Source organism: Bacillus paranthracis (genome assembly GCF_001883995.1).
Taxonomy (GTDB): Bacteria; Bacillota; Bacilli; order Bacillales; family Bacillaceae_G; genus Bacillus_A; species Bacillus_A paranthracis.
The window spans coordinates 1-25319 of the sequence record NZ_MACE01000040.1 but is presented as its reverse complement, the minus strand read 5'-3'; the positions used below and the strand labels follow the sequence as shown (position 1 = coordinate 25319).

At 35.6% G+C, this 25319-nt stretch carries 22 protein-coding genes, 1 other RNA gene, 1 riboswitch and 1 other annotated feature; of the genes, 7 read left to right on the top strand and 16 right to left on the bottom strand.

Annotation, left to right across the window (positions count from 1 at the left end; translation table 11 throughout):
• Positions 1-36: 36 nt before the first annotated feature.
• Positions 37-1467, bottom strand: coding sequence for an alanine/glycine:cation symporter family protein (locus BAQ46_RS15655; RefSeq protein ID WP_061131786.1), 1431 nt, complete (start codon positions 1465-1467; stop codon positions 37-39).
• Positions 1468-1749: 282 nt separating this feature from the next.
• Between BAQ46_RS15655 and BAQ46_RS15650 the strand changes: the two genes are divergently transcribed.
• Positions 1750-2388, top strand: a complete 639-nt coding sequence (locus tag BAQ46_RS15650; RefSeq protein WP_061131787.1) for an NAD(P)-dependent oxidoreductase — start codon at positions 1750-1752, stop codon at positions 2386-2388.
• 42 nt (positions 2389-2430) lie between these two features.
• Here BAQ46_RS15650 and BAQ46_RS15645 read toward each other — a convergent pair whose 3' ends face one another.
• The 4 genes from BAQ46_RS15645 to BAQ46_RS15630 form a co-directional block, all read right to left on the bottom strand.
• Entirely contained in the window at positions 2431-6252 is a 3822-nt protein-coding gene (locus tag BAQ46_RS15645) for a putative mucin/carbohydrate-binding domain-containing protein (protein ID WP_071742131.1), read from the bottom strand.
• 563 nt (positions 6253-6815) lie between these two features.
• The gene (locus tag BAQ46_RS15640) at positions 6816-7736 is read right to left on the bottom strand and encodes a thioester domain-containing protein (RefSeq protein ID WP_071742130.1); all 921 of its coding nucleotides are present in this window, start codon (positions 7734-7736) and stop codon (positions 6816-6818) included.
• Positions 7737-7844: 108 nt separating this feature from the next.
• The gene (locus BAQ46_RS15635) at positions 7845-8684 is read right to left on the bottom strand and encodes an aldo/keto reductase (RefSeq protein ID WP_000793541.1); all 840 of its coding nucleotides are present in this window, start codon (positions 8682-8684) and stop codon (positions 7845-7847) included.
• Positions 8685-8700: 16 nt separating this feature from the next.
• Positions 8701-9864, bottom strand: coding sequence for an MFS transporter (locus tag BAQ46_RS15630; RefSeq protein ID WP_163262942.1), 1164 nt, complete (start codon positions 9862-9864; stop codon positions 8701-8703).
• A 373-nt stretch (positions 9865-10237) separates the two neighbouring features.
• Between BAQ46_RS15630 and BAQ46_RS15625 the strand changes: the two genes are divergently transcribed.
• The 3 genes from BAQ46_RS15625 (at position 10238) to BAQ46_RS15615 (ending at position 12681) form a co-directional block, all read left to right on the top strand.
• On the top strand, positions 10238-10582 hold the full coding sequence (locus BAQ46_RS15625) for a winged helix-turn-helix transcriptional regulator (RefSeq protein ID WP_000816344.1): 345 nt from the start codon (positions 10238-10240) through the stop codon (positions 10580-10582).
• Between the two features lie 435 nt (positions 10583-11017).
• The gene (locus BAQ46_RS15620; RefSeq protein WP_001115309.1) at positions 11018-11458 is read left to right on the top strand and encodes a DUF1641 domain-containing protein; all 441 of its coding nucleotides are present in this window, start codon (positions 11018-11020) and stop codon (positions 11456-11458) included.
• Positions 11459-11502: 44 nt separating this feature from the next.
• Positions 11503-12681: an NAD(P)/FAD-dependent oxidoreductase gene (locus tag BAQ46_RS15615; RefSeq protein WP_000043204.1), complete on the top strand. Its 1179-nt coding sequence runs from the start codon at positions 11503-11505 to the stop codon at positions 12679-12681.
• Between the two features lie 459 nt (positions 12682-13140).
• Here the strand turns inward: BAQ46_RS15615 and tyrS are convergent, their stop codons facing one another.
• From tyrS to BAQ46_RS15585, 5 genes are all read right to left on the bottom strand, one after another.
• Complete coding sequence (gene tyrS / locus BAQ46_RS15605) at positions 13141-14400, bottom strand: tyrosine--tRNA ligase (protein WP_001021076.1); 1260 nt, start codon at positions 14398-14400, stop codon at positions 13141-13143.
• Positions 14401-14451: 51 nt separating this feature from the next.
• Positions 14452-14667: a binding site (T-box leader), on the bottom strand.
• A 96-nt stretch (positions 14668-14763) separates the two neighbouring features.
• Positions 14764-15681 (bottom strand): UDP-N-acetylmuramate dehydrogenase, encoded by a 918-nt coding sequence (gene murB / locus BAQ46_RS15600; RefSeq protein WP_061131789.1) that lies wholly within the window; start codon positions 15679-15681, stop codon positions 14764-14766.
• A 388-nt stretch (positions 15682-16069) separates the two neighbouring features.
• Positions 16070-16465 (bottom strand): SET domain-containing protein, encoded by a 396-nt coding sequence (locus BAQ46_RS15595; protein ID WP_000573649.1) that lies wholly within the window; start codon positions 16463-16465, stop codon positions 16070-16072.
• Positions 16466-16631: 166 nt separating this feature from the next.
• Positions 16632-18134, bottom strand: a complete 1503-nt coding sequence (locus tag BAQ46_RS15590) for a DUF4077 domain-containing protein (protein WP_000455055.1) — start codon at positions 18132-18134, stop codon at positions 16632-16634.
• A gap of 25 nt (positions 18135-18159) precedes the next feature.
• Positions 18160-19218, bottom strand: coding sequence for an endonuclease/exonuclease/phosphatase family protein (locus BAQ46_RS15585; protein ID WP_071742129.1), 1059 nt, complete (start codon positions 19216-19218; stop codon positions 18160-18162).
• A 217-nt stretch (positions 19219-19435) separates the two neighbouring features.
• Positions 19436-19495: riboswitch (Fluoride riboswitch) on the top strand.
• Between the two features lie 54 nt (positions 19496-19549).
• Between BAQ46_RS15585 and crcB (BAQ46_RS15580) the strand changes: the two genes are divergently transcribed.
• Positions 19550-19954, top strand: a complete 405-nt coding sequence (gene crcB / locus BAQ46_RS15580; protein WP_000639336.1) for a fluoride efflux transporter CrcB — start codon at positions 19550-19552, stop codon at positions 19952-19954.
• Positions 19951-20307 (top strand): fluoride efflux transporter CrcB, encoded by a 357-nt coding sequence (gene crcB / locus BAQ46_RS15575; RefSeq protein WP_061131791.1) that lies wholly within the window; start codon positions 19951-19953, stop codon positions 20305-20307. The genes crcB (BAQ46_RS15580) and crcB (BAQ46_RS15575) overlap by 4 nt, the downstream gene beginning before the upstream one ends.
• Before the next feature lie 32 nt (positions 20308-20339).
• Here crcB (BAQ46_RS15575) and BAQ46_RS15570 read toward each other — a convergent pair whose 3' ends face one another.
• From BAQ46_RS15570 to BAQ46_RS15555, 4 genes are all read right to left on the bottom strand, one after another.
• On the bottom strand, positions 20340-20579 hold the full coding sequence (locus tag BAQ46_RS15570) for a DUF3947 family protein (RefSeq protein ID WP_033671843.1): 240 nt from the start codon (positions 20577-20579) through the stop codon (positions 20340-20342).
• Positions 20580-20682: 103 nt separating this feature from the next.
• Positions 20683-21198 carry a spermidine N1-acetyltransferase gene (gene speG, locus BAQ46_RS15565; RefSeq protein WP_001071086.1) on the bottom strand — a complete coding sequence of 172 codons (516 nt, stop codon included), beginning with the start codon at positions 21196-21198 and terminating at the stop codon, positions 20683-20685.
• Positions 21199-21340: 142 nt separating this feature from the next.
• Positions 21341-21742 (bottom strand): phosphate-starvation-inducible protein PsiE, encoded by a 402-nt coding sequence (psiE, locus tag BAQ46_RS15560; protein ID WP_071742128.1) that lies wholly within the window; start codon positions 21740-21742, stop codon positions 21341-21343.
• Positions 21743-21791: 49 nt separating this feature from the next.
• Complete coding sequence (locus tag BAQ46_RS15555) at positions 21792-22751, bottom strand: nuclease-related domain-containing protein (protein ID WP_071742127.1); 960 nt, start codon at positions 22749-22751, stop codon at positions 21792-21794.
• Positions 22752-23173: 422 nt separating this feature from the next.
• On the opposite strand from BAQ46_RS15555, the gene BAQ46_RS15550 reads away from it, so the two are divergent.
• Positions 23174-24139 carry a DUF4822 domain-containing protein gene (locus BAQ46_RS15550; RefSeq protein ID WP_071742126.1) on the top strand — a complete coding sequence of 322 codons (966 nt, stop codon included), beginning with the start codon at positions 23174-23176 and terminating at the stop codon, positions 24137-24139.
• A gap of 115 nt (positions 24140-24254) precedes the next feature.
• Here BAQ46_RS15550 and ssrA read toward each other — a convergent pair.
• Together ssrA and smpB are read right to left on the bottom strand one after the other, a co-directional pair.
• Positions 24255-24609, bottom strand: a transfer-messenger RNA (tmRNA) gene (gene ssrA / locus BAQ46_RS15545).
• Between the two features lie 126 nt (positions 24610-24735).
• Positions 24736-25203, bottom strand: coding sequence for an SsrA-binding protein (gene smpB, locus BAQ46_RS15540; protein WP_001123901.1), 468 nt, complete (start codon positions 25201-25203; stop codon positions 24736-24738).
• Positions 25204-25319: the final 116 nt, after the last annotated feature.

Genomic DNA, 25319 nt, shown 5'->3' with positions numbered 1-25319 from the left:
CGAGCATCGAATTCAACTCGATGCTCGCCTTTTCATTTACACTGCTTTTTCTTTATCCGTTACCGCTGACTTATCCCAACACTCTGTATTCGTTAAACCAGAAATAGAATCTGCACGGAAGACTGGATCTTTTCCTTGTTTCTTTTGCCTTACATAGTCTGCCAATGCCGCATACGCAAATCGGCCAAGAAGTGTAATCGCAATTAAGTTTGTGATTACCATTAGACCCATAAATAAGTCTGCCATATTCCAAACAACTTGAAGCGTCGCAACAGAACCGAATAATACCATTCCCACTACCGCAATACGGTAAATTGTTAACCAAGTTTTACTTTGTTTAATGAATTCAATATTCGTTTCACCATAATAGTAGTTTCCTAAAAGTGAACTAAACGCAAATAAGAAAATAATAATCGCTAAGAAGCTACTTGCCCATGGGCCAATTTGTGAACTTAATGCATTTTGTGTTAGTTCAATACCTTCTAAATTCGTTGCTTTATATGCACCAGAACATAGTACGATAAATGCTGTTGATGTACATACTAAGAATGTATCTACTAATACGCCAATTGTTTGAATAAAACCTTGTTTTGCTGGATGCGTTACATCAGCTGTTGCTGCCGCGTTCGGCGCACTACCCATACCTGCTTCGTTCGCAAATAATCCGCGCTGAATACCATATTTCATCGCAGCACCGATACCGCCACCTACAGCTGAATCTAAACCGAATGCACCTTTAAAGATTTCTGTAAACACATCTGGTATTAAATAGAAGTTTTTAATGACCACGAAAATAGCTACCGCAATATAAATAAGCGCCATTGGCGGAACAATCATTTCCGACATACGTGCGATACTTTTTACACCACCAAAAATAATAACTGCAACTAATACAGCTAATACAATCCCAACAATATAACGTTCTAAACCAAATGCATTTTTAAACGCTAATGTAACTGTATTTGCTTGTACTGAGTTGAAAATTAAACCGTAACTAACTGTAATAAGGATAGAAAACCAAATTCCCATCCAACGTTTATTTAAACCTTTTTCCATATAATAAGCAGGACCACCACGGAAGCCACTGCCGTCTTTTACTTTATAAATTTGGGCAAGCGTACTTTCTACAAAACTTGAAGACGCCCCAATAATCGCAATAACCCACATCCAAAATACTGCTCCAGGTCCTCCCATAGAAATCGCTAAAGCTACCCCAGCTAAGTTACCGATACCAATACGGGCTGCTGAACTCATACAAAATGCTTGGAAAGAAGATACACTACCTTTTTTACGCGTCTTTCCAGTTAATCCATCACTCATTAATCGAATCATTTCCCCTAAATGAGTAATTTGTACGAATTTCAATTTAATAGAAAAATAAAGACCTAAACCAATTAACATTGCAATAAGAATATACGACCAAAGAATTGTATTCGTCGATGAAACGAATTGTTCCAAAATATTCATACAATTAACCCCTCCTTTTCTCCATAAAACGAATTATATTTAAAAAATATTTAAAAATCAACATTTTTCGACAATTTTCGATTTCCAAATATTAGAGGTTTCATGACTCCTCTTTTTAGCAAATGTACATACTAAAACAAAAAACAAATTCCTAAACAACCCATTGACAAAAATACCAACCTGTAACTATAATGATTACAACAGGTTGTAACAAACCTAATTACAATACATTCATTCACTTTCAGATATACACTTTAACAAAACACTTTGGAGGGATTTATTATGAAAATCGGAATTATCGGAGCAACTGGTAAAGCAGGAAGTCGTATTTTAAAAGAAGCATTGGATCGCGGACATGAAGTAACTGCAATCGTAAGAAACGCTGCAAAAATTACAGAAGACAATGTAAAAGTTTTAGAGAAAGATGTATTCTCTCTTACATCTAACGACCTAGAGGCATTCGATGTAGTTGTCAATGCATTCGGCGCTCCAGCAGGCGAAGAACACCTTCACGTAGATGCAGGAAACGTACTTATTGAAGCTATGAAAGGTGCACCAAATACAAAATTACTTGTAGTTGGCGGCGCTGGAAGCTTATTTGTAGACGAAGAGAAAACAACACGTGTATTTGAAACGCCAGGTTTCCCGAAAGAATACCTTGCAACAGCTCAAAACCAAGGTAAAAACTTAGAAATTCTGCAACAAACTAACGATATTACTTGGACATTCATCAGCCCTTCTGCACTATTCGCATTAGGAAAACGCACTGGTTCTTATACAGCTGGCAAAGACAATCTTCTTGTGAACGCAAAAGGTGATAGCTACGTAAGTTACGAAGACTTCGCAGTAGCAGCACTTGATGAAATCGAAAATCCAAAACACGTAAACGAACGCTTCACAGTTGTTTCTGAAGCTGAATAATAAAGAAAAGCTCGTAAAACATAGTGTTTTACGAGCTTTTTATTATTGTACTTGTTCTAAACCATTTGGAGTAATCTTGAAGGAAATCTCTTTAAATTTCTTCGCATCTCCTTTTCCAAGTAACTCACCAGTTTTATACCAACTTAAACGATCAGATTCTGCATGATACACTTTTATCGTATCCCCATACTGGAATGGCGTACCGTTTACTTGCTCAGCAAAATTCTTTGAAGTTTCTTGCCCTTCTGCTGTTACATGTTTTTTCTCGTTTCCATTTCCATCATAAATCGTAAGACCTATATACTGTTCATTTACAAAACGATAATGAATTGTATCATTTGTAAATGTTGCATGTAATTTCTTTTCATCATGATTTAACGTAACAATCGAACGCGTTACATTGGACACACCTTGATATACTATACTATCTCCATATGTAACTTCTACAGGAACTTCTGTCACTTTCTTATTTCCAAAGCGATCTTTCGTTTCTACTTTCGCTGTTTGTTTACTAATCTTCGATGTATCTAGCATCCCTACAAAACCTACTACTTCTCCACCTTTTACTTCAACAAACTTCTTCGCATCTAATGTTTCACTGTTTGTTCCGATTACCACTTTTTGTGGCAACGCTTTTACTTCTTGCTGCGCTCCCATTTGTTCAAAACCTTGCGTTGTCACTTTAAAGAACACTTCGTTAACACCATACTTCGCATCAATGAATTCATTCTTTTTATACACTTTAAAACGATCAAATTCTTTTTGATAAATTTTTACTATATCACCATATTCAAAAGCCATACCATTGAATTGCGCTGCAAATTCTTTTGTATTTTCAGATGCTTTTACTGTTACTTCTTTTTTCTCTTGCCCATCTTTATCATATACAGCCATCGCCATATACTTTTCATCTTTAAATGAAGTATGCATTGGACCTTCTGAATCTGTTGTACTGAATTTCTTTTCTTCATGATTTAATGTAACAATCGATTTAATATTCGTTCCGTCGTGCCATGTACCGAAGAACATAATGCTATCTCCGTAAATCACTTCTACTGGCACTTCTGTTATTTGCTTATTTCCGAAACGATCTTTCGTTTCTACTTTTACTGTTTGTTTACCGATTTTTGTTGTATTTGGTTTCTCCGCAAATCCAACTACTTCTCCGCCTTTTACTTCAACAAAGTTTTTCGCATCTAGCTTTTCAATTTCTGTTCCGACTACTACTGTTTGTGGCTTTGCTGTTACTTCTTGTAGCATGTCCATTCTCTCAAAACCTTTTTCTGTCACTTTGAAGAATAGTTCTTTCGTTCCTTGTTTCTCACCTTGACCAATAAGATTGTTATTTTGATACCATTTCAAACGATCTGGTTCCGCATGAAATACTTTCACTACATCTCCATACTCGAACTGCATACCATTCACTTGCTTCGCAAAGTCCTTTGAAGTTTCTTGCCCTTCTGCTGTTACATGTTTTTTCTCTTTTCCTTCTCCATCGTATAACGTCATTCCCATGTATAGCTCTTTATTAAAATATTTATGGATTTGACTATCCATATCAGTCGCATGGAATTTCTTATCATCATGCTTTAAAGTTACGATTGAAGCAATGTCATTGTTATATCCCACATATGCGATACTATCTCCATAAACCACTTCTACTGGCACTTCTGTTACTTGCTTATTTCCAAAACGATCTTTCGTTTCTACTTTTACTGTTTGTTTTCCGACTTTTGATGTAGTTGGTTTTTCTACAAAGCCAATTACTTCTCCATCTTTCACTTGAACAAAGTTTTTTGCGTCTAATGTTTCACTGTTTGTTCCGATTACTACTTTTTGTGGCAACGCCTTTACTTCTTGCTGGGCCCCCATTCGCTCAAAGCCCTTTTCTGTTACTTTAAATAATAATTCTTTCTCTACCTTTGCCTTACCTTGACCGATAAAGTCATTATTTTGATACCAATTAAAGCGATCTGATTCAGCGTGATACACTTTCACTACATCACCATACTCGAACTCTAACCCATTAATTGATTTCGCAAATTCTTCCGCATTTTCAACACCTTTTACTGTTGCTTTCTTTTTCTCATTTCCATTTTGGCCTAGTAATGAGAATTCAAAATACGTGTCTTCTTTAAAATAATAGTGTACTGGATTTGAATCGGCCATCGCACTAAACTTTTTCTGATCATGTTGCAGTGTTACGATGGATTTAATATTAGTATCATAATTAAGCCCTTTAAATACTAAACTATCACCATAACCAATATTCACTACAACAGGAATGAAATTCTTATTCCCTTTTTCATCCATAATCTCTACTTTTACAGTTTTTTCTCCAACTTCGGGCTTATCTTGCATAATTACGCCCGTTGTTTTGACACCCTTCCCTAAATTCTGTACGAGTTCTTTTGCCTTTTTCTCATCATATGTAGTACCAATTTCTACATTTTGGATTTTTGTATCATTCGGCTCACCGTATGGAACCTCATATAATCCAGTTTGTTTTTCACGAATTGGATTGCTGTCTGTAGATAACCATATTTCTTTTTCTAATTTCGGTAAATTTAATTTCTCTATCTTGTCTCTAGTATCATCATTTGGAGTTAATCCCCATTTTTCAAAGAAAGGAGTTAAATTTTGACCAGCCAGCTTTGATGTCATGTAAATAAACAACTGCTTTTTCTCTTCATCAGATTTAGGCATTTCTGTATTTTGTAACATACGATACATCTGATGTAGTTTCGGATAAAATTGATCTCCATATGCTAAGTGCAATTGCCAAAACATAACTAATTTCTCGAATTCATCCATCTTCTCTTGTGCATCTGTTTGACCTAAATAAGCAAAAGCTGCCTTGTAGCGTTCCTCTTCTTCCAGCCTCGTTTGATGACCGAACTTAGTTTGAACTGCTAAAGAGTAAATATTAACGGTTACCTCTCCCAGGTCTTCCCACTCCCAAGGTGCCTGCTGATGTAAATGCCCAACTTCATGCCAAGGTCCCCATCCATCAGTTTTTAACTCTTTACTGTCTAATACATACTTCATCGCATTCTTAACATAAGAAGTGCGGTAATAGTATGCATTCATCCAATCGCCCTCTTCTGGATATCTATTTTCAACAAATTGAACATAGTGTTTTGGCGCTTTCGCCACTCCTACACTCTCTTCAGATAATCCCGAAATCTTATTTTCTATGCGAATGATTTGATCATGCAGCTTCAATAATTCTGTTGGATCTGTATTTTTCATATAATCTTGTACAGCATCATAGCTTGATGTGATTAGGCTTCTTTCTCCTCTTAATTCCACTGCATATGGATTCTCATACTTTTTCAGCATTTCATCCCAATCTTTTTTCGTATGCTTTCCTAATATGAATAATGGAAAATGACTTCCACCATTAGTAACTTCAGCTGTGATATCACCTTGATTGTTTGGGTTATAGAAATACAGTATCCCGCCCACTGGAGATGATATTACATTTTCACCAGGTGTTAAATCAAATTCCTTAGGGTCTTCTTCATCATACGCATGTGTTCCTATAAAAGCTTTAATAGACTCATCACCTTTTATTTTAATTTTCATTTCTTCATTTGGCTTTGCATAAATCCCAGTTGGTTCATTTGCCGCTAGTTCCCAGTCCACCTTTAAACGATCTCGTTCCTCAGTGACATCACCTTTTCCAGGCACATAAAACGTCCTCTGCTCCAAACGACTCTCTTTGCTCTCTTCCAACTTCCCACCTTTAACCTCTTCCAAAGACGCTGCATATCCTTTTGATGCTTCAAAAGCTACTGGTGATAATAATGTGGATATGCATATACCAGCTACTAATACCCTACTCTTTTTCTTCTTCGACATAATCTGTGTCCCCTGTTCCTTTATTTAGAAAAACCATCCTATATATTTATTTAATGAAAAATCCTATTATTTTTATAAAAACATGTAATAAATAGACGAATACCTCGCGCACCTGTATCTATTACTACCGCATTTCCCTCCATGTATTCGCTTTCTTACTTTGTAAAATTTTTATGTAATATGTCCTCCTCACTTCTCTCTATTTGTGATGAGTTCTATTCGTACATAAAAAGAGAATAGCAAAAGATATCATTATAGTATTGTCATCTATACATCTAAAAATAAAAATAGCAATATAATCTTACATTTTCTTCATATATGACCATCTATAGGTAGTTTTTCCAACTGAATTGTACATGCTTTCTACTTTGTTTGATAGCCTTTTCAATTAGAATAATGTTACAATTTCGTGAATTTAATCAGTTAATCTTAACGTTCGGATTTTATTATATTTGAATATCTTTCACAACATAAAAACAATGTTTTATTTGGTTAATAATTATCTTAATATAATTTCATGTTTCATAGATAAAAAGCATTGGTGTTAACCAATGCTTTTTATCTTACCTTTTATATTGATTCGGTTTATGCGGTTCGTTTGGAGTATGTGGTTTATTATTATCATGACCATTTCCTTTTTTCCAACTCACTGATAACTCCGGACTTGTTTCTTCTTCACTGCGCTCAAGTAATACAACTGCATTTTGAATTGTTGGTGTACCTTTATGCGCAATGCCTTGTAGCTTCGTTAATTTCCCGATTACTTTAAAGCTAAATCCACCAGCTGGTGTTTGTTTCGGAACTAAAATGCGGAACTTTTCTCCTACATTAAATTCCGTTTTTGCTTCGCCTTTTTCATTTACAAATTTCGCTCCCGCTGGTGCACCTGTTGCTTGCACTTTATACGTTCCACTTTTTGCATTTGTTTCTACTGTATATAAGCCTGTTTCAAAGAAATCATTTTTCAATACTGCTTCTTGTTCTTCTGTAGGAGTTACACTCATTGTAATTTCTTGTAACTCTTCACTAGCACTTGCTTTTGCAACGATATCTTTCGTTACCTTTTCTACATTTTTATTGCGGAAATCTAAATCATTAATATCGATTTGTTTTAACGCATTCCATACTGCAAGCTGCGTTGCATAATGAGCTTCTCTCCAATCAGAAACACCTAATTCTTGCGGGCTCTTTTGTGGATATCCATTTAATAATACACGGTATACGTTAATATCCACTTTCCCCATTTCCGGTAAATCTTGACCGCTTGGAGATTTTAAATCTACATTTAAGCAAAAAGCAATTTTGCCATCTGCCGTTTTAATAAGCTCTGTTCGGATTGGTTTCTTCTTAGACTTACTGTAACTCCAATCCATTTGATACTTTGTATGGTCCATGACTTCTGCGAATGCTTTTTGAAACGGGAATAACACAAATAAAACACTTAAAAACATAACTAAAAGTTTGAACGATTGCTTTATATTCATGTTTACAGCCCCTTATAACAAACTTGATACTAAGTAGTATTTATTTAGAAACTATTTTTATGCACAAAAAAAGAGTGCTTTTACGCACTCTTCTTTCTTACCCTAATCTTAGAAATCGAAGTTATCAGGATCTGGACCAACGCGGTGATTTTGGTTTAACGCATCGATTTTTTCCATATCTTCTTTCGTTAATTCAAAGTTAAATACATCAGCGTTTGCAATGATGCGGTGTTCTTTCGTTGATTTCGGAATTGTAATTACTCCATTTTGAAGATCCCAACGTAAAATCACTTGCGCTGTTGTTTTGCCGTGTTTCTCAGCAATCTCTTGTAATGTTTCGTTATCTAATAATTGACCTTGCATTAATGGTGACCATGCTTCCATTTGAATACCTTGTTCTTTACAGAAAGCTTGTAGTTCTTTTTGTGTTAAACGAGGGTGGTATTCTACTTGGTTAATCATTGGTTTAATTTCTGCATCTTTCATTACATCTTGTAAGTGATGGATTTGGAAGTTACTTACACCAATTGCACGTACGCGCTTTTCTTTATAAAGTGTTTCTAACGCTCTCCACGTATCTTTATATTTTCCTTCTGAAGGCCAGTGAACAAGATATAAATCTAAATAATCTAGTCCTAATTTTTTTAGACTCTCTTCGTATGCAGCGATTGTTGTTTCATATCCTTGGTCTGCGTTCCACACTTTTGAAGTGATGAATAAATCTTCTCTTGAAATACCAGTTGCTTCGATACCTGCACGGATTCCTTCACCTACAGCTTTTTCATTTCCGTAAATTGCAGCTGTATCGATGCTGCGGTATCCTGCTTTAATCGCTGATTTTACAGCTTCTACAAGTTCTGGTCCTTCTTCTACTTTAAATACACCTAAACCGAACCAAGGCATTTCTACACCGTTATTTAATACTGCTTTACTTTGTAAGTTTTTCATTTTATTTTCTCTCCTTTTATTTTACTTGATCTCTTTTTTCTAATGTCATGCTCCACGCTGTTAAAATCACAGCGGCTACTACCATAAGACCGCCTACCCAAGCAGTATGGATTAATCCCAACGAATTCGTTACAAGGCCACCTATATAAGAACCTAAAGCGATTCCTCCGTTAAATGCGGCAATATTAATTGCTGAAGCAACATCAACCGCACTCGGAACAAAGCGCTCTGCCAATATAACTACATATACTTGTAGCCCTGGAACATTCATAAATGCGAATAGTCCCATGAAAATAATTGTGATTAATCCAGCTACTTTAAATGGCGCTGTAAATGTTAAAACAAATAATATAATCGCTTGAATTAAGAACATGTAAAATAGCGCTCGAATCGGATTATGATTCGATAATTTTCCGCCAACCATATTCCCTATCGCAATTGCAATTCCATACACTAATAAAATGATCGTAACGGTACTCGCTTCAAATCCTGTTACTTCTTGTAATAGGGGTGATAAATACGTAAATGTTACGAATGTACCGCCGTATCCAAGTGCAGTAATAATGAAAACAAGTAACAGTCTTCCATTTTTAATTAATTTGAATTGATCACGAAACGATACAGGTACACCATTTTTTAAATTAGATGGGACGAGTATACTGTTTGCGATAAAAGCAATAATTCCAATTACGACAATCGCCATAAATGACGCTCTCCAGCCAAATTGTTGACCGATAAACGTTCCAATTGGTACACCTGTAATAGTCGCAACTGTTAATCCAGTAAACATAATCGCAATGGCGCTAGCACGTTTATTCTCTGGGACGATTGCGGCCGCAATTGTAGATCCTATCGACATAAACACACCATGTGCAAACGCAGATACAACCCTTGCGATAATTAATATAGTGAAACTTGTTGCTACTGCCGCGATCCCATTACCAATAATGAAAATAACCATAATCCACATTAATAATGTCTTTCTCGACATACTAGCCGTTAGCGCTGTTAAAACAGGAGCCCCTACTGCCGCACCTAATGCATATAGGGAAACAGTTAAACCAGCTGTTGTAACAGAAACATTTAAATCTTTTGAAATAGATGGTAATAAACCGACACTAATAAACTCGGTCGTACCAATCCCGAACGCACTAATTGCTAGTGCTAATAAAGCAAACATACTTCTTCGATTCGTCTGAACTTCCGAAGATGGTACTGTATATGAACTCAATTGAATTCCTCCTTATTACAAGAAATCCAATCATAATAGTGCGATAAAAAGGCCCTTTTATCTTCTAAAAAAAATATTTAATCTCTACAAATGCTATTATGAATGGTTTCATTCTTTTTTTGAAGAACGCACTTTAAAGTACGATAGGCACCAAAAAGTAACATAGTCACTTTTCAGTACCGTACTACTCATTTGCCTCTTACATGTGCTATTATGAAACATATTTAACATGATAAAAAGTACGTACTTTAAAGTGCTATAGGTACTAAAAAGTAACATTTGTATGATTTAACTTATTTTACTCACAATGGGAGGGTTTCATATGAAGCAATACAATATTCCTGTAGAGGCAACTTTAGAAGTTATCGGCGGCAAATGGAAAGTTGTTATCCTTTGTCACTTAACGAAAGGTACAAAGAGAACGAGTGAATTAAAACGCTCAATGCCTGGTATTACACAAAAAATGTTAACACAACAATTACGTGAATTAGAAGACGACGGCGTTATTCAAAGAAAAGTATACAACCAAGTCCCACCAAAAGTAGAATATTCTCTTACTGATTACGGCTGGTCTTTAGAATCCATTCTTGATTCTCTTTGTTCTTGGGGCGAATGCCATCTTGAAAAAGAAGGTAAGACATCGATGCTAATTGCGGAAGGTGAATAATAGGAAAAAGGAAAAAACGAACATGAATTTGTTCATTTTTTCCTTTTTTTCTTATTATATATGTACATTTCTAATTGAAACAAAATATTTTATACGCTTTCATACCTTGTCAGTACTACGTTATACGCTCGATATGAAATAATTAGGAATCATTTTTATGTTAACATAGGTGTATATAGTATATAATATAGGATATATATTATATACACTTTCCGGTAACGGAGCTTTTCCATTATGCGGACAAGCCATATATCGGACAGTTCATAAATAATAAGTAAGACGTTATGGTTTTAGATTTATGTTTGCAGCTTACTTGCTGTCATAAATTTAAAGGCATTTTATTGTGTTTTGTGAAACTTTGTATAAAGTTTCGTAACCGTTTACTATCTTACTTATCAAAAATAAGAGTATTGCTATCGTAAAGGAGAATTGGAGATGCCAGAAACTATGACTCAAACAAAGCCAGAACAAGAAACTGTACAAATTTCTGCTAGCCAAGGACAACTTGATGTACTTGATCAGTTGTTAAAACCTGAGGTACAAGAATCATTAACAACACTAGTAGAACAGCTTCCAAAATTAACTGAGCTTGTTAACATTTTAACTAAGTCTTATGACTTCGCTCAAACTGTTGCTACTGATGAAGTATTAAAAAGCGACACTGTTGGTGCAATCACAGAGCTTGTAGAACCTGTAAAAGATACAGTGAAAAGCATGGCTGCCACTGCAATCGAAGCGAAAGATCGTGCTGACGAAAGCAACGAAGTTATCGGCCTATTCGGTCTTTTAAAATTACTAAAAGATCCACAAGCACAAAAAATGTTCCGCTTTGTGAACGCATATCTTCAAATTAGTGCAGAACGTAACAATAAATAAGTTAACTTATAACAACAATTAGTAAAGACGGGGGATATCATACTATGTCAAAACAAATTGTCATCTTAGGCGCTGGTTATGGCGGTCTTCTTGCCGCTTTAAACGTACGTAAATATTACAGCAAATCAGAAGCACAAGTTACAGTGATTAACCAATACCCAACACACCAAATCATCACTGAACTACACCGCCTTGCAGCTGGTAACGTGTCTGAGCAAGCAGTTGCAATGCCACTTACAAAGCTTTTCAAAGGTAAAGATATCGATCTAAAAATCGCAACAGTTGAGTCATTCTCAGTTGATAGCAAAGAAATCAAACTAGCTGGCGGCACTACTTTATCTTACGATGCACTTGTAGTTGCTTTAGGAAGTAAAACTGCTTACTTCGGTATTCCAGGACTAGAAGAAAACAGCATGGTATTAAAATCTGCTGCTGATGCAAACAAAATCTACAAACACGTTGAAGATCGTATTCGTGAATACGCGAAAACGAAAAACGAAGCTGATGCTACAATCGTAATCGGTGGTGGCGGATTAACTGGCGTTGAGCTAGTTGGTGAGCTTGCTGACATTATGCCTAAACTTGCAAAAAGCCACGGCGTAAATCCAAAAGAAGTGAAACTTCTTCTTGTTGAAGCAGGTCCAAAAATCCTTCCAGTATTACCAGACCACTTAATCGAACGTGCAACTACTAGCCTAGAAGCACGCGGCGTTACATTCTTAACTGGTCTTCCTGTAACAAACGTTGCTGGCAATGAAATTGACTTAAAAGACGGTCAAAAACTTGTTGCTAACACATTCGTTTGGACGGGCGGCGTTCAAGGTAACCCACTAATCGGTGAATCAGGTCTTGAAGTAAACCGTGGTCGTGCAACAGTTGATGCATACCTACAATCTACTTCTCACAAAAACGTATTCGTTGCTGGAGACAGCGCTGTTGTCTTCGCTCCAGACGGACGTCCATACCCACCAACTGCACAAATCGCTTGGCAAATGGGTGAGTTAATTGGATACAACTTATACGCAGCACTAGAAGGCAAAGCATTCGAAGAGTTCGCACCTGTAAACTCTGGAACACTTGCTAGTCTAGGACGTAAAGATGCTGTTGCTACAATCGGAGCAAGCAATACTCCACTTAAAGGCTTACCAGCATCATTAATGAAAGAAGCAAGTAACGTTCGTTACTTATCACACATTAAAGGTCTATTCAGCTTAGCTTACTAATCTGAATATAAGCCCGAATCATGCCCTGCATGGTTCGGGCTATTTTTATCCCACTTTAATGGGCAGTAAGACCCCCACCTCAAAATTCAGCGAAAGCAAAGCAGTTAGGTGGGGGATCAACTGCCCATAAAAGTCCGATTGGTTCAACTAATAATCAGCGGGGATGAGGAAACCCCCCACTGATTAAAGTTTCACTTTATCCGAAATTTTCTCTAACTTATTTATTCGGCAAAAAAAATATATACCCTTTAAATTTATCTAAATATACTGACTTTTTATAATGAAAGCTGTCCCGTTCGGAACAGCTCTTATTGTCGCTTTTTGTTGGTAAATCGATATATCGAGGAAATCGCCGATATATTCGGATTTACGCTGATATATTTCGAAAATCGCCGATATGTTTCGAGTTACGGTCGATATATTCAAAAAATCGCCGATATAATTTTTAAACCTTCTTCATTATCCTAACTTCACAAGGCTGTAGTTCTTCTTCCCTTTACGAATAATAATAAATCGTCCATCAAATGAATTCTCTACCGTAACATCCGTACCTACATCCGTTACTTTTTCGCCATTCATAGAAATAGCTCCGTTATTAATATCTTCACGCGCTTGTCGTCTAGATGGTTCAATTCCTAGATCAACTAGCCATTCTACGATGTTTTTCGTCTCTTTTGAAGACTGGAATGTTGGCATTTCTTTAAAGCCTTGCTCAATTTCATCAGCTGTTAACGATTTAATATCTCCGCTAAATAACGCTGCTGTAATTTTCACAGCTTGCAGCAATGCTTCCTCTCCATGAACGAATTTCGTCATTTCTTCCGCTAATACTTTTTGCGCTTCACGTTTATGAGGCTCTGTTTCTACCTTCACTGCCAATTCATCGATGCGCTCTTTCGTTAAGAATGTAAAGTATTTCAAGTATTTAACTACATCACGATCATCTGTATTCACCCAGAACTGGTAAAATTCAAATGGTGTTGTTTTTTCAGGATCAAGCCAAACTGCACCACCTGCTGATTTACCAAACTTCGTACCATCTGATTTCAATAATAACGGAATCGTCAATCCGAATACTTTTGCTTCGTGCCCTTCTAACTTACGAATTAAATCTAAGCCACTCGTAATATTTCCCCATTGGTCACTACCGCCAATTTGCAGTTGAACATCCTCTTTCGTGTATAAATGATGGAAGTCCATCGCTTGTAAGATTTGGTACGTAAATTCTGTGAAAGAAATTCCTGTATCTAAACGACTTGCTACGATGTCCTTTGCTAACATGCTATTAATGCTAAAGTTTTTCCCGTAATCACGTAAAAACTCAATAATATTTATTTCATGTGTCCAGTCGTAGTTATTTACCATCTTTACTTCGCTATTTCCGCCAAAATCAAATAGCTTTTTCATTTGCGCTGTTAATGCATCTACATTATGCTGAACTACTTCTAACGTTTGAAGTTGGCGTTCTGATTGACGTCCACTCGGATCACCAATTGTTCCTGTTGCTCCGCCAATTAAAATAACTGGATGATGGCCAGCTAACTGGAATCTTTTCATCATCATAAACGGAATCAAATGTCCGATATGCATACTATCACCAGTCGGATCAACTCCGCAGTATAGCGAAATCTTTTTCTCTTCTACTAGCTTACGTAAACCTTCTTCGTCAGTCTGTTGATTAATGGCGCCGCGCCATTCTAATTCATCAATAATGTTCATCTTTTGTCATCCCCTTTATTTTTTAAAAACAAAAAATCCCTATGTCTATGACATAGGGACGATGATTCACCGTGTTACCACCCAGTTTGTATAAATAGTATAGCTACTCATACCACTCTTAGCAATAATATCGATTGCCAATCCGCTTAGCATTACCTAAGATACTCCAGAGTGTAATTCGCAAATTTGTTTGTGCTAGGTTCCAGCATCCCCTAGCTCTCTCGTTAACAGTGACAAACTGCTACTGGGCTCTTTCAACGTATGTTATTTGTTAAATTATTAGCCATTATATTGAATTGAAAACAAATTGTCAACAATACCCAAATATTATTTTAAAATAATTCGCAGTTTCATACGTATATGTTATTCTTTATCTTCTCCAATAATCCTTACTTCACGCTCTAACTTCACGCCAAATTTCTCTTCAACTGTTTTTTGTACGAAGTGAATTAAATCAATGTAATCTTGTGCTGTTCCGTTATCAACATTCACCATAAATCCAGCATGTTTTAGAGAAACTTCCACTCCACCAATTCGCTTACCTTGTAACCCTGAGTCTTGAATCAATTTACCAGCAAAGTTATTTGGTGGGCGTTTAAATACACTACCACATGAAGGATATTCTAGAGGCTGTTTTGACTCACGTTTAAACGTTAAATCATCCATTTTTGCTTTAATTTCTTCATGTACACCTTCTTCAAGTTCAAATCTCGCTTCAAGAATAATGTAATGGTTGTTCGCAAATACACTCTTACGATATCCAAATTCAAATGCTTCTTTCGTCAAAGTACGTAGCTCTCCATCACCTGTCATTACGACAGCTTCTGTTAATACATACGAAATTTCACCGCCGTATGCACCTGCATTCATATATAATGCTCCGCCAACTGAACCTGGAATACCACAAGCAAACTCAAGCCCTGTTAAGTTATGTTCTAATGCAATACGTGATACATCAATAATTGCTGCACCGCACTGTGCTACAATCGTCGTTCCTGTTACAGTAACACCTTTAATATGAATTAAACTTACTGTAATCCCGCGAATTCCACCATCTTTAATAATAACATTCGATCCATTTCCTAAAAACGTAACTGGAATATTATATTTGTTCGCATATTTAATAACTTCTTGAATTTCATCATAATTTGTCGGCGCAACGAACACATCTGCTTTTCCACCAACTTTAATATGCGTATGATTCTTTAACATTTCATCTTGTTTCACATGACCTTCAGGCAATACCGTACTTAAATATTCATAAACCTCTTGCATATTCATTTTACGATTCCTCTATTTCTATATTCTTTTTATCCCGTTATACGGGCCCATAATATCCCCACATACATGAACGAACTTAAAGTGGTGGATACAGTGTACCCAAAATCAATTCGAGACACCTATTAACCTCTTAATTTATAAGAGGTGCCACTCATATTAAAATATATATTGCATAATAAAGCAACCCAAATGGGCTACTAAACTTGACATGTCATCAGAAAGACAACAATTTGTAAAATATATTACTTTTTCAAAACACTACCCTTCAGTATCTTACTATACCACACGAAAATAAAGTGGTATTTTTTTGTAATCTTTACTTTATTTTCATCAACAAAAAAGATGCTTTTACATAGGTAAAGGCATCTTTTTCATTACTTATTTTAAATTACTTTTCGTTCTCTTCTTTTTCTTTATCAAACCATAACAGTTCATCGTTATCCACTTCACCATTATAATTGATTAAGATTTCTTCTCCTGCTTTTATATCTTTATAAGCATAGAAGTTAAATGTATGATTCTCAAAGACAATATCATACGTCGCATTCGGTGTATATGAATGATTGAATAACATGCCGTATCCTAAAAGGATTGCCGTATGATTAATCCCATACTCAAATGCGTAGTCAGCAAGTAATGTTTTCTCAATGTGTTCATGCTGTTCATTCGGATAAGAGATAACTGGCGCTGCGTGTATCAACTCACCTTTTTTAATATCACGAGTTGCAAATACACCTCTATTAAATTCTCCATCACTAAGTTCAGAAGTCTTAACTTCGATCATATACGTCACCTATTTAATTCTTTCTTTGAAGTATTTTAATTCCGCTATTAGCTGAATTTCATCTTCTTAAGCTTGGCAGAAAACGAGCAGAAAAGCAATTAAAATCCGAGCAAGTCTTCGTTTAAATGAAAAAAGGGCACAAACGTTGTGCCCTTTTTAAGTGATATTACTTTTCTAAAATATCTTCTAACAATTTCACTTGCTCGCTAACAGTATGTAATGTCTTCACAGATGTATCATTTCGATGTTTTTCTTCTTCCACACTTGCTAACACTTCTTCTGTAGCCGCAGAAGTTTGCTGGATTACATTGGAAGCATGTGTAACATCCTTTACGATATTCGTCGTTTTAACTTGGAAACTTTCTTGATGACCGACGATTTCTCTCATTACATCATTAATTTCATCAATAAATTTCCCTAAATCCGTTACATTTGTTAAAACACTTACTAGCATTTCATTACATTCTTCTTGTACTCTTTCTGATTTCTCTACTTGCACTTCTACCTTACTTGCTTGATTACTAAAATCCTTCAAAATCCCTTGAATTCTTCCCGCAGAACGATTCGATTCTTCGGCAAGCTTTAATACTTCATTCGCTACAATCGCAAATCCTTTTCCATGCTCACCTGCTCTTGCGGCTTCAATATTTGCATTTAAAGCTAGTAAACTCGTCTGACTTGAAATATTCGTTATTACATCTACAATCTCATTAATTTGCTTCGACTGCATCATTAAATCTCTAAATATAACTCCTGATTGTGAAACAACATCATTTAAACTTTTCATATTTGCTTCAAAGTTTCTTAAAGTATGTACACTACCCTTTGAAATTTCTAAGCTTTCATCAATACGAATCGATGCATTTCTTACTTGAGAAATGATTTGTTCAATATTTCCCTCCATATCATTCAATACTTCTACCGAACGATGCATCATCTCTGATTGTGATTGCGTACCAACCGCTACCTCTTCAAAAGCGAAATTAATTTCACTCATTGACTCCATCGATGTATTCATATTTTGTCTTAAATAATTGAAATTACGATCTAGTTTTACAACCGTTTCCTCAATAAGTCTTTGCGTTTCTTCTAATTCCTGAGCTTTTCTCATTACTTCTTGCTTCTCATCACTTAAACGAGCTAGCAAGTTAGAACCAATTTTCGTGACGCCCCACATAGCGATTGTTACGATTGCTAACAAGCTTGCGAAGTTTGCAGCTTCAGATGCAGCTGTATAAGCAAAAAATTGCTCTGGCCAATAACTACAAAGAATAAATGTGATTACAACTGCCACTCCGCCTAGAATTACAACGAGACGTTCACTTAAATAAATAAGTGAAACGGCTAGTGTAAAATAGACCATTTGAAATACAGCTGGGCTTTCATTAAAAGCTTGTACCATAATGAAAGACATCATAAGTAACATAAATGTCATGATATATTTATACGTCGTTTCCATGCTTTTTATAAAAGTAAGAAGTGTTCCAAATACAACGACAGAAATGCCACAAACCCAAAACGCGATTGCTCTCTCTGTAAAAATATATCCGTAATACCCAATTGCGATGATTCCAAGGAAGAAACTACAAATCGTAATAAACAGCAATAAATGATTTTTCTGTGATTCTTTCTCAAGGTTAGAAAAACAAGTTTTCTTTAACCATTCCATATATAGTCCCACCTTCTGCACTTAATTACTTCAGCTTAAATACCGCACTCACTGGGTTATGATCACTATTTTCAAACTTTAAATCTTTTCCTTGCACATTTACAATCTCAACATTCGGTGAAACGATAAAGCCATCAATAATCGTGACGAAGTTTTCACCTTCTACATATTTCTTCACATCGTCTCTCACCGTCATAACAGAAGGATCTACCGCCCATTTAAAGCCACCATCAGTAAAGTCCTTCGGTAACTCTACTAGCCACTCAGGACGCTCCTTCACAAACTTTGGATCACTTAATTGAACATCAGAAACTAATTGATTCCAATCTCCGCCCATTATTACGTAATCACCATTTTTATAATGCTTGTTCATATATTCTTTTAAAAACTCTACTTGCTGTTTTCTAATTTTCCCGCCTTCATCGTACGCAGACAAATGTAAGTTTACGAGTCTAACATGCTTTCCATTATTAACAGGGATTGTATGTTCAACAATCGCCCGATCTAAATCAAATAAACGCTTCGGCCAAGGCTCCATTCCAGGAAGCTGGAATCTCTTCGCTTCTTGAACAGTGTATTTAGAAAACGTACTTAACCCAGCCTCCGCATATCCCATTGGATTTGTTATTGGCACTGGAACCCATTTCGTATCGTAGTTCTTGCCAAATGACGAAACATAATCAGGTAATCCTTTTTTCAAAAATTCATGTTCATTCACATCAAATGATCGAAGTGATTTTATATCAACTTCTTGTAGTAGCGCAAAATCACTATTCTCATTTTGTAAAAACGAAAGCATATTCTTTAGGTTAACTTTCGTTTGCTCTTTACTACTTGAACCAGATCCCTTTCCCCCATCCATAAAGAAATCTTGCTCCTTATCTAATCCAGCATATCCAATATTAAATGTTGTAACTTTAAATTCATTTCCTGTCGCTAATACGCGCTCTTTATTATTTTCCACCTTCAAACTTACACTATCCGCAGGCTGTTCTTTAGTAAGTGTCATATACCCTAAAAAACCACCTACAACTCCCAATCCTACTAAAATACATATAAGTACTATTTTTAATAATTTCTTCAAATAAACGCCCCTTTTCTAAAACACATAACTTAATTATCTTTATTTTCAGTTAACTAAAACTGAATGACAGACATAAGAAATATTTTATCATATCAAAAACCTTATATCACTATATTTAGTTTATAAACAATAACTCTTGCTCTTACATTATCAAAAATACAAAATCCCCTAACTCCTTCACTGGAAATCAAGCGCAATGTTTAGTACACTATATGTAATAATCATAGGCGATGGAGTTCGCCATAAACGCTGCTTAGCTAATGACTCCTACCAGTATAACTACTGGTAGGAGTCTATTTTTTTGAGCAAGCTATTTAAAGAGGTGAGAAAATTGATTTATATTATCGTCGGCATTGCCGGTATATTAGGGGCCCTTTCTCGTTATTATTTAGGTCTTACGATTCATGAATCTTGGCATTATACATTTCCACTAGCTACATTACTGATTAACTTAGTCGGCTGCTTCTTATTAGCGTGGCTGACTACGTATATCGCTAAGCTCAACATCTTATCTTCAGATGTAATCACAGGCATCGGGACAGGATTCATTGGTTCTTTTACGACGTTTTCAACATTTAGTGTAGAAACTATTCAATTGATCAATCATTCCGAGTGGAGCATAGCCTTCTTATATGTATCATGCAGCATACTTGGTGGCCTCATTATGTCTGGACTTGGCTATACACTAGGTAATTTCTTACTTAAGAAACATCTTACGGAAGGTGATCACTTATGATGGAAGCTTTATTAGTCGCAACAGGGGGATTTTGCGGTGCGATTACGCGATTTGCAATTAGCAATTGGTTTAAAAAAAGAAATAAAACTTCCTTTCCAATTGCTACATTTCTCATTAATATAACAGGAGCGTTTTTACTCGGATATATAATTGGCAACGGAGTCACTACAGGTTGGCAATTATTATTAGGTACTGGATTTATGGGTGCATTCACAACATTTTCAACTTTTAAACTAGAATCTGTTCAGCTTCTCAATCGTAAAAGCTTTAGCATATTCCTTTTATATTTAAGCGCTACTTACATAGTTGGTATCCTCTTCGCATTCCTTGGAATGCAGCTAGGCGGAATATAAAAAAGAAAGCGACTCTTATCAGTCGCTTTCTTTCATAAGAAATAAGTCCCACCATATGGAATGGAAAAGAAACTAGCTGGATACACATCATAATTCACACTTTGCATCGGAAATTGTGAGTATGGCATATACTGTCCTTGCATCATTTGTGCCAAATATGCTTGTTGCTGCATTTGAATCGCTTGATTCATAGCATGAATGGTCTCCTGCGCCCCAGCGAGCGTAATAGCTGCTCCCACTTGTCTACCACTATAAAAATAATGATTCATTATGATTCAACTCACTTATTATTTTTCTTCCATATCGTATGTTTCTATTTCATGGTGAGTGTTTTATTTCAATTAACGAGTTCCCTACTATAGCTCTTCCAAACGGTTATTTTGTGCCAAAGTATGCCTTTTGGAACATACACATTCTTATCGCATTATGATAGTTACCGTCAACGAAAAACTCGTCTAACAGTTCACCTTCCACCATAAATCCAACCTTTTTATAAACATGTACAGCTTTTTCATTTTCCTTATCCACCACTAAATAAATCTTATGCATATTTAATACAGAAAAAGCATAATCCATCGCTAAACGCGTCGCTTCCGCTGCATAACCATATCCTTGATAATTTGGATCAATAATAATTTGGAATTCTGTTCTACGGTGAATATAATCGATTTCCACTAACTCGACTAATCCAACCATTTCATTGTCTTTTTCAACGATAAATCGGCGTTCGCTTTGATCATGTATATGTTTATCGTATAAGTCTTGTAGCTCCACAAATGCCTCATACGGCTCTTCAAACCAATACGACATAATATGTGCATTATTATTAAGTTCATGTACAAACTTTAAATCTTCTCGCTCTAATGGACGCAATTTCAATTCCTGATTCATTTCTATAACCTCCAAGTAAAAGAAACCTCTTCACTTAATTTCTCAATTTTTTTCAATTTCAAACGCCCTAATTTTATTGTAAACCTTTAAGTAACTTGAAGGTCAAGATGTAAAAAAGTAGTGCAAACTTATGTCTGCACTACTACTCTTTTCTCAAATCTCTCATATTTGATATGTATAAAGCAATAACTAAAACAAGAATCGCTCCTGCGTATAATAACGTCTCCATCGGTTCCTCATGAGACACAATAATCAATCGAATTAACGCCGTGATTCCGATATAAATGAAATAACGTAACGGGAAATGATAATTCGATTTAAAATACTTAATGATTAATGCTATGAACTCGAAGTATAAGAAATAGACAATGATACTTTCAACTAATTTATATGACGTATACTTCTTCGCTGAAAATATGTATTGAATAAAAGTAATCGTCTCATTAATTAAAAAGATAGATAAGACAATGGATAATATAATTAGCGCTATATTTAATATCCACTGTAAAACACTCGCGATAAAATAATCGATATTAAATTTCATTTTCTCATTAAACTCCCCTTCATATAAGTACTTATTCATTATAGCAAAATTATAATTGAAGGTGAGTTAAATCATATTTTCGTCCTTTATTAGCGCCGGTGTGTGGGATGTTCATTGTTTGGAGGAGTCTTTTGACAGTCGCACTCGATTGAACGTTAAGAAATTTCTTCAACTGCATATTTGTACAAGTGTCACCAATAAGAAGTACGTAATCTTTTAAAGCAAATTCATGCGCCACTTTAGAGATAGCTTTACAGTTCGAACAATACCAGCCTTTTTTCAATTTAAACATTGGTAGTACAGAACATACCTCACATTGTACACCGTGTAACAACTCTTCTTTTTTAATTTTAAATTGTTCAAGAATATTTTGCCGTAATGGAGCATGGTTGGCTACTATTTGACGAATAAGAATATCTACATTTTTTATAGCTTTTTTCTTATATTTACTCTCAAACCATTTGATTTTATTAGGTAAATTTGCACTGTGGATAATTGTATTAAGGAGATTATCATCTGAAGCTTTAATAATAGTTCGGGGGTTACTAATCACAACAAGTGATTCAATTGGAAAACGAGAAAATCCATTTAGACTTAACCATTTCCTAAGCTGTTCCTCTTGTCTTTTCACTTGTAGAATTGGATCTGGAAAGCCTTCTGAATTTCCCTCTGATATTCTAATAAGTTGATTAAACTTTGAATCAAATAGTAACGTACCTGCTATATTTTTTATTTCGAGGAAAAGAAGAAAATATGCTGAAATGATAATCGTATCAATTTGAAAATGGTAATTTTGATCAAACAACCTTATATCGTGCAAAATACGATATTTTTCCTCCGAGAGAAAACTTAGCGGATAATTAATAGCTTGTTCACCTTTATAACCAGCCTTATGCTTCGCTAAACTTTCTACAATCATATCTCGTTTCGGATGATGAGCTGGTAATCGCCTAAATAACGCTTCTAATTGCCGTAAATAAATCGGCATTTGCCGTTCTTTCACAATCATCTTTAGCCCTCCCCAAAATATATCGACGATTTTTCAAATATATCGACGATAACTCACAATATATCAACGATTTTTTCATTATATCGACGATTCGACATAGAATATCGACTTACCGACAAAAAACGACACAACATACACACATAAAATCCTATACACAGTATAGCATCACATCTAAAATCGCACTGTAAGCATAATATGAATCCGCCCATTTAATTACGTCGTTTTCAAAATGAGAGATTTACATTCACCTCATGTAAAAGATTTTTTTATAAATATGAAAATTTTTTAGGAATTAGTTTATCTTTTTTTAATGTTTTATTTAGAGGCAGTTTATACTCGAATATTAACATAATAAACATAGTAACTATTACTATAATCACAAACCGTACAACTTACATTTATAAAATGAGGAGACGATAAAAATGAATAAAAAAACGAAAGCACTATCATCTATATTGCTCGGACTCACAATCGCACTAACAGGGTGCGTTGGTACTAAAGCCGAAGAAAATCATAGTAAGCCGAAACAAGAACAAGCTGCTAAAGAAACAAAAAAGGAAAACAAGTTAACGAAAGGCCAAAAAATGGCTAACATTCTTAGCGACACAAATTGGCAAGGTACACGAGTATTAGATAAAGATAAAAATGACTTAACAAAAGAAAATGCAAACTTCATTGGTCTTGCAAAATATGATGCAAAGTCTGGAAGATATGAATTTTTTGATGCTAAAACAGGTGCAAGTCGTGGCGATAAAGGAACTTTCTTTATCACAAATGATGGGAAGAAGAGAATATTAATTTCAGAATCAATGAAATATCAAGCTGTTGTTGATATGACAAAGCTAAATAAGAATATATTTACTTATAAACGAATGGGGAAAGATGCTAACGGTAAAGATGTAGAAGTTTTCGTTGAACATGTTCCATATAAAGAAAAAGAGCTTTCTTTCACTGATCCGGACAAGCAGCTGAACACAACTACAGGCGATATCGTTAAAAACGTTGATGGAGATAAGATTTTAGGCGGAACCCTTTGGCACGGAACAAAAGTATTAGATGAAGCTGGTAATGATGTGACACAGTTTAATTCGAATTTTATAAGTCTAGCAAAATTCGATGACAAGTCTAATAAATATGAGTTCTTCAATAGCGAAACAGGCCAAAGCCGCGGTGACTATGGCTACTTCGATGTGTTGCACGAAAATAAAATAAGAGCTCATGTTTCACTTGGAAATAATAAATATGGTGCGGCTCTTGAACTTACTGAACTAAATAATAAGAAATTTACTTATAAAAGAACTGGTAAAGACCAAGCAGGGAAAGACATCACTGTATTTGTTGAACATGAACCTTATACAGGTGATATGAAACCACAATTTAGTTTTTAATTTGTTTGATTAAAAATCTATATTTGATATTTAGAACATGAAGAAGCATAAGCTGACCAAAACGGTCAGCTTATGCTTCTTTTTACAAAAAATAAAAAAACCACCAAATATGTATTGGTGGAGACGGTGGGAGTCGAACCCACGTCCAAAAATATCGGCACTTAAGCTTCTACGAGTGTAGTCGATATATTAACATTTCGCGAACTCTTCGGCCTATCGACAGGCTTCCAAGTTGCTAGTCTGGTTATTCTCTTCCTTTGTCCTCAGACGGCGAACTCCGGCGTAGTCCACTTAGTTTGAGTCCCTTACCCTACCACATGGACGATGGAGGGAGGAACCTTTAGTGCAATTAAGCAGCTAAAGAAAGATTGTTTTGTTTGCCAATTATAGGCTTTGACGTTTTAACGAGGCCGATCCCCTCGACTCGCAACCTAAGCTCGAACTATCCCTGTCGAATCCGTAACGTCCCCATGATAAAAATGGAGCATACGAAGAAAATTTCGTGATAGCTACTAAGAGCTGTTTTTCAATGTGCAACAATCTTACATAAGTTATTATAACATACGCGCGCCGTTTTACAAATGTAAATATCTGTATTACATCTTTTGGCGATCACGGAACGCGCGTGCAATTTCACGTTTTGCTTCTTTCTCTTTTAAATCGTGACGCTTATCATATTGTTTCTTACCTTTTGCTAAACCAAGTGCCATTTTCGCAAATCCATTTTTCAAATAGATTTTTAGTGGAACTAATGCATATCCTGTTTCTTTTGCAGCTCCTGCTAATTTATCAATTTCTTTTTTATGCAGAAGTAACTTTCTCGTGCGAAGCGGATCGTGGTTGAAACGATTCCCTTGTTCGTACGTACTAATATGCATATTATGAACCCATACTTCACCATTATGTACACGTGCAAACGCATCTTTCAAGTTCACGCGTCCAGCGCGAATCGACTTAATTTCCGTTCCTTGAAGGACAAGCCCTGCTTCGTATGTTTCTTCGATGAAATAATCATGAAATGCTTTTTTATTTTGTGCGATAACCTTACCTGAACCTTTTGGCATATAACGTCCCTCCTCTATTTTTACTATTGTAACAAATGTAAACAAAAAGCGAAAGTGGCTCGCTTAGAATCTTTGGACATTGGAACTCCCGACAGAGAAGCGCTTTTTGCTTCGTC

What these genes read in the sequence shown, in the direction of transcription:
- BAQ46_RS15655 (WP_061131786.1), bottom strand. Translation starts at nt 1,467, where the DNA reads ATGAATATTTTGGAACAATTCGTTTCATCGACGAATACAATTCTTTGG.
- BAQ46_RS15650 (WP_061131787.1), top strand. Translation starts at nt 1,750, where the DNA reads ATGAAAATCGGAATTATCGGAGCAACTGGTAAAGCAGGAAGTCGTATT.
- BAQ46_RS15645 (WP_071742131.1), bottom strand. Translation starts at nt 6,252, where the DNA reads ATGTCGAAGAAGAAAAAGAGTAGGGTATTAGTAGCTGGTATATGCATA.
- BAQ46_RS15640 (WP_071742130.1), bottom strand. Translation starts at nt 7,736, where the DNA reads ATGAATATAAAGCAATCGTTCAAACTTTTAGTTATGTTTTTAAGTGTT.
- BAQ46_RS15635 (WP_000793541.1), bottom strand. Translation starts at nt 8,684, where the DNA reads ATGAAAAACTTACAAAGTAAAGCAGTATTAAATAACGGTGTAGAAATG.
- BAQ46_RS15630 (WP_163262942.1), bottom strand. Translation starts at nt 9,864, where the DNA reads ATGTTTGCTTTATTAGCACTAGCAATTAGTGCGTTCGGGATTGGTACG.
- BAQ46_RS15625 (WP_000816344.1), top strand. Translation starts at nt 10,238, where the DNA reads ATGAAGCAATACAATATTCCTGTAGAGGCAACTTTAGAAGTTATCGGC.
- BAQ46_RS15620 (WP_001115309.1), top strand. Translation starts at nt 11,018, where the DNA reads ATGCCAGAAACTATGACTCAAACAAAGCCAGAACAAGAAACTGTACAA.
- BAQ46_RS15615 (WP_000043204.1), top strand. Translation starts at nt 11,503, where the DNA reads ATGTCAAAACAAATTGTCATCTTAGGCGCTGGTTATGGCGGTCTTCTT.
- tyrS (WP_001021076.1), bottom strand. Translation starts at nt 14,400, where the DNA reads ATGAACATTATTGATGAATTAGAATGGCGCGGCGCCATTAATCAACAG.
- murB (WP_061131789.1), bottom strand. Translation starts at nt 15,681, where the DNA reads ATGAATATGCAAGAGGTTTATGAATATTTAAGTACGGTATTGCCTGAA.
- BAQ46_RS15595 (WP_000573649.1), bottom strand. Translation starts at nt 16,465, where the DNA reads ATGATCGAAGTTAAGACTTCTGAACTTAGTGATGGAGAATTTAATAGA.
- BAQ46_RS15590 (WP_000455055.1), bottom strand. Translation starts at nt 18,134, where the DNA reads ATGGAATGGTTAAAGAAAACTTGTTTTTCTAACCTTGAGAAAGAATCA.
- crcB (WP_061131791.1), top strand. Translation starts at nt 19,951, where the DNA reads ATGATGGAAGCTTTATTAGTCGCAACAGGGGGATTTTGCGGTGCGATT.
- speG (WP_001071086.1), bottom strand. Translation starts at nt 21,198, where the DNA reads ATGAATCAGGAATTGAAATTGCGTCCATTAGAGCGAGAAGATTTAAAG.
- psiE (WP_071742128.1), bottom strand. Translation starts at nt 21,742, where the DNA reads ATGAAATTTAATATCGATTATTTTATCGCGAGTGTTTTACAGTGGATA.
- BAQ46_RS15555 (WP_071742127.1), bottom strand. Translation starts at nt 22,751, where the DNA reads ATGATTGTGAAAGAACGGCAAATGCCGATTTATTTACGGCAATTAGAA.
- BAQ46_RS15550 (WP_071742126.1), top strand. Translation starts at nt 23,174, where the DNA reads ATGAATAAAAAAACGAAAGCACTATCATCTATATTGCTCGGACTCACA.
- smpB (WP_001123901.1), bottom strand. Translation starts at nt 25,203, where the DNA reads ATGCCAAAAGGTTCAGGTAAGGTTATCGCACAAAATAAAAAAGCATTT.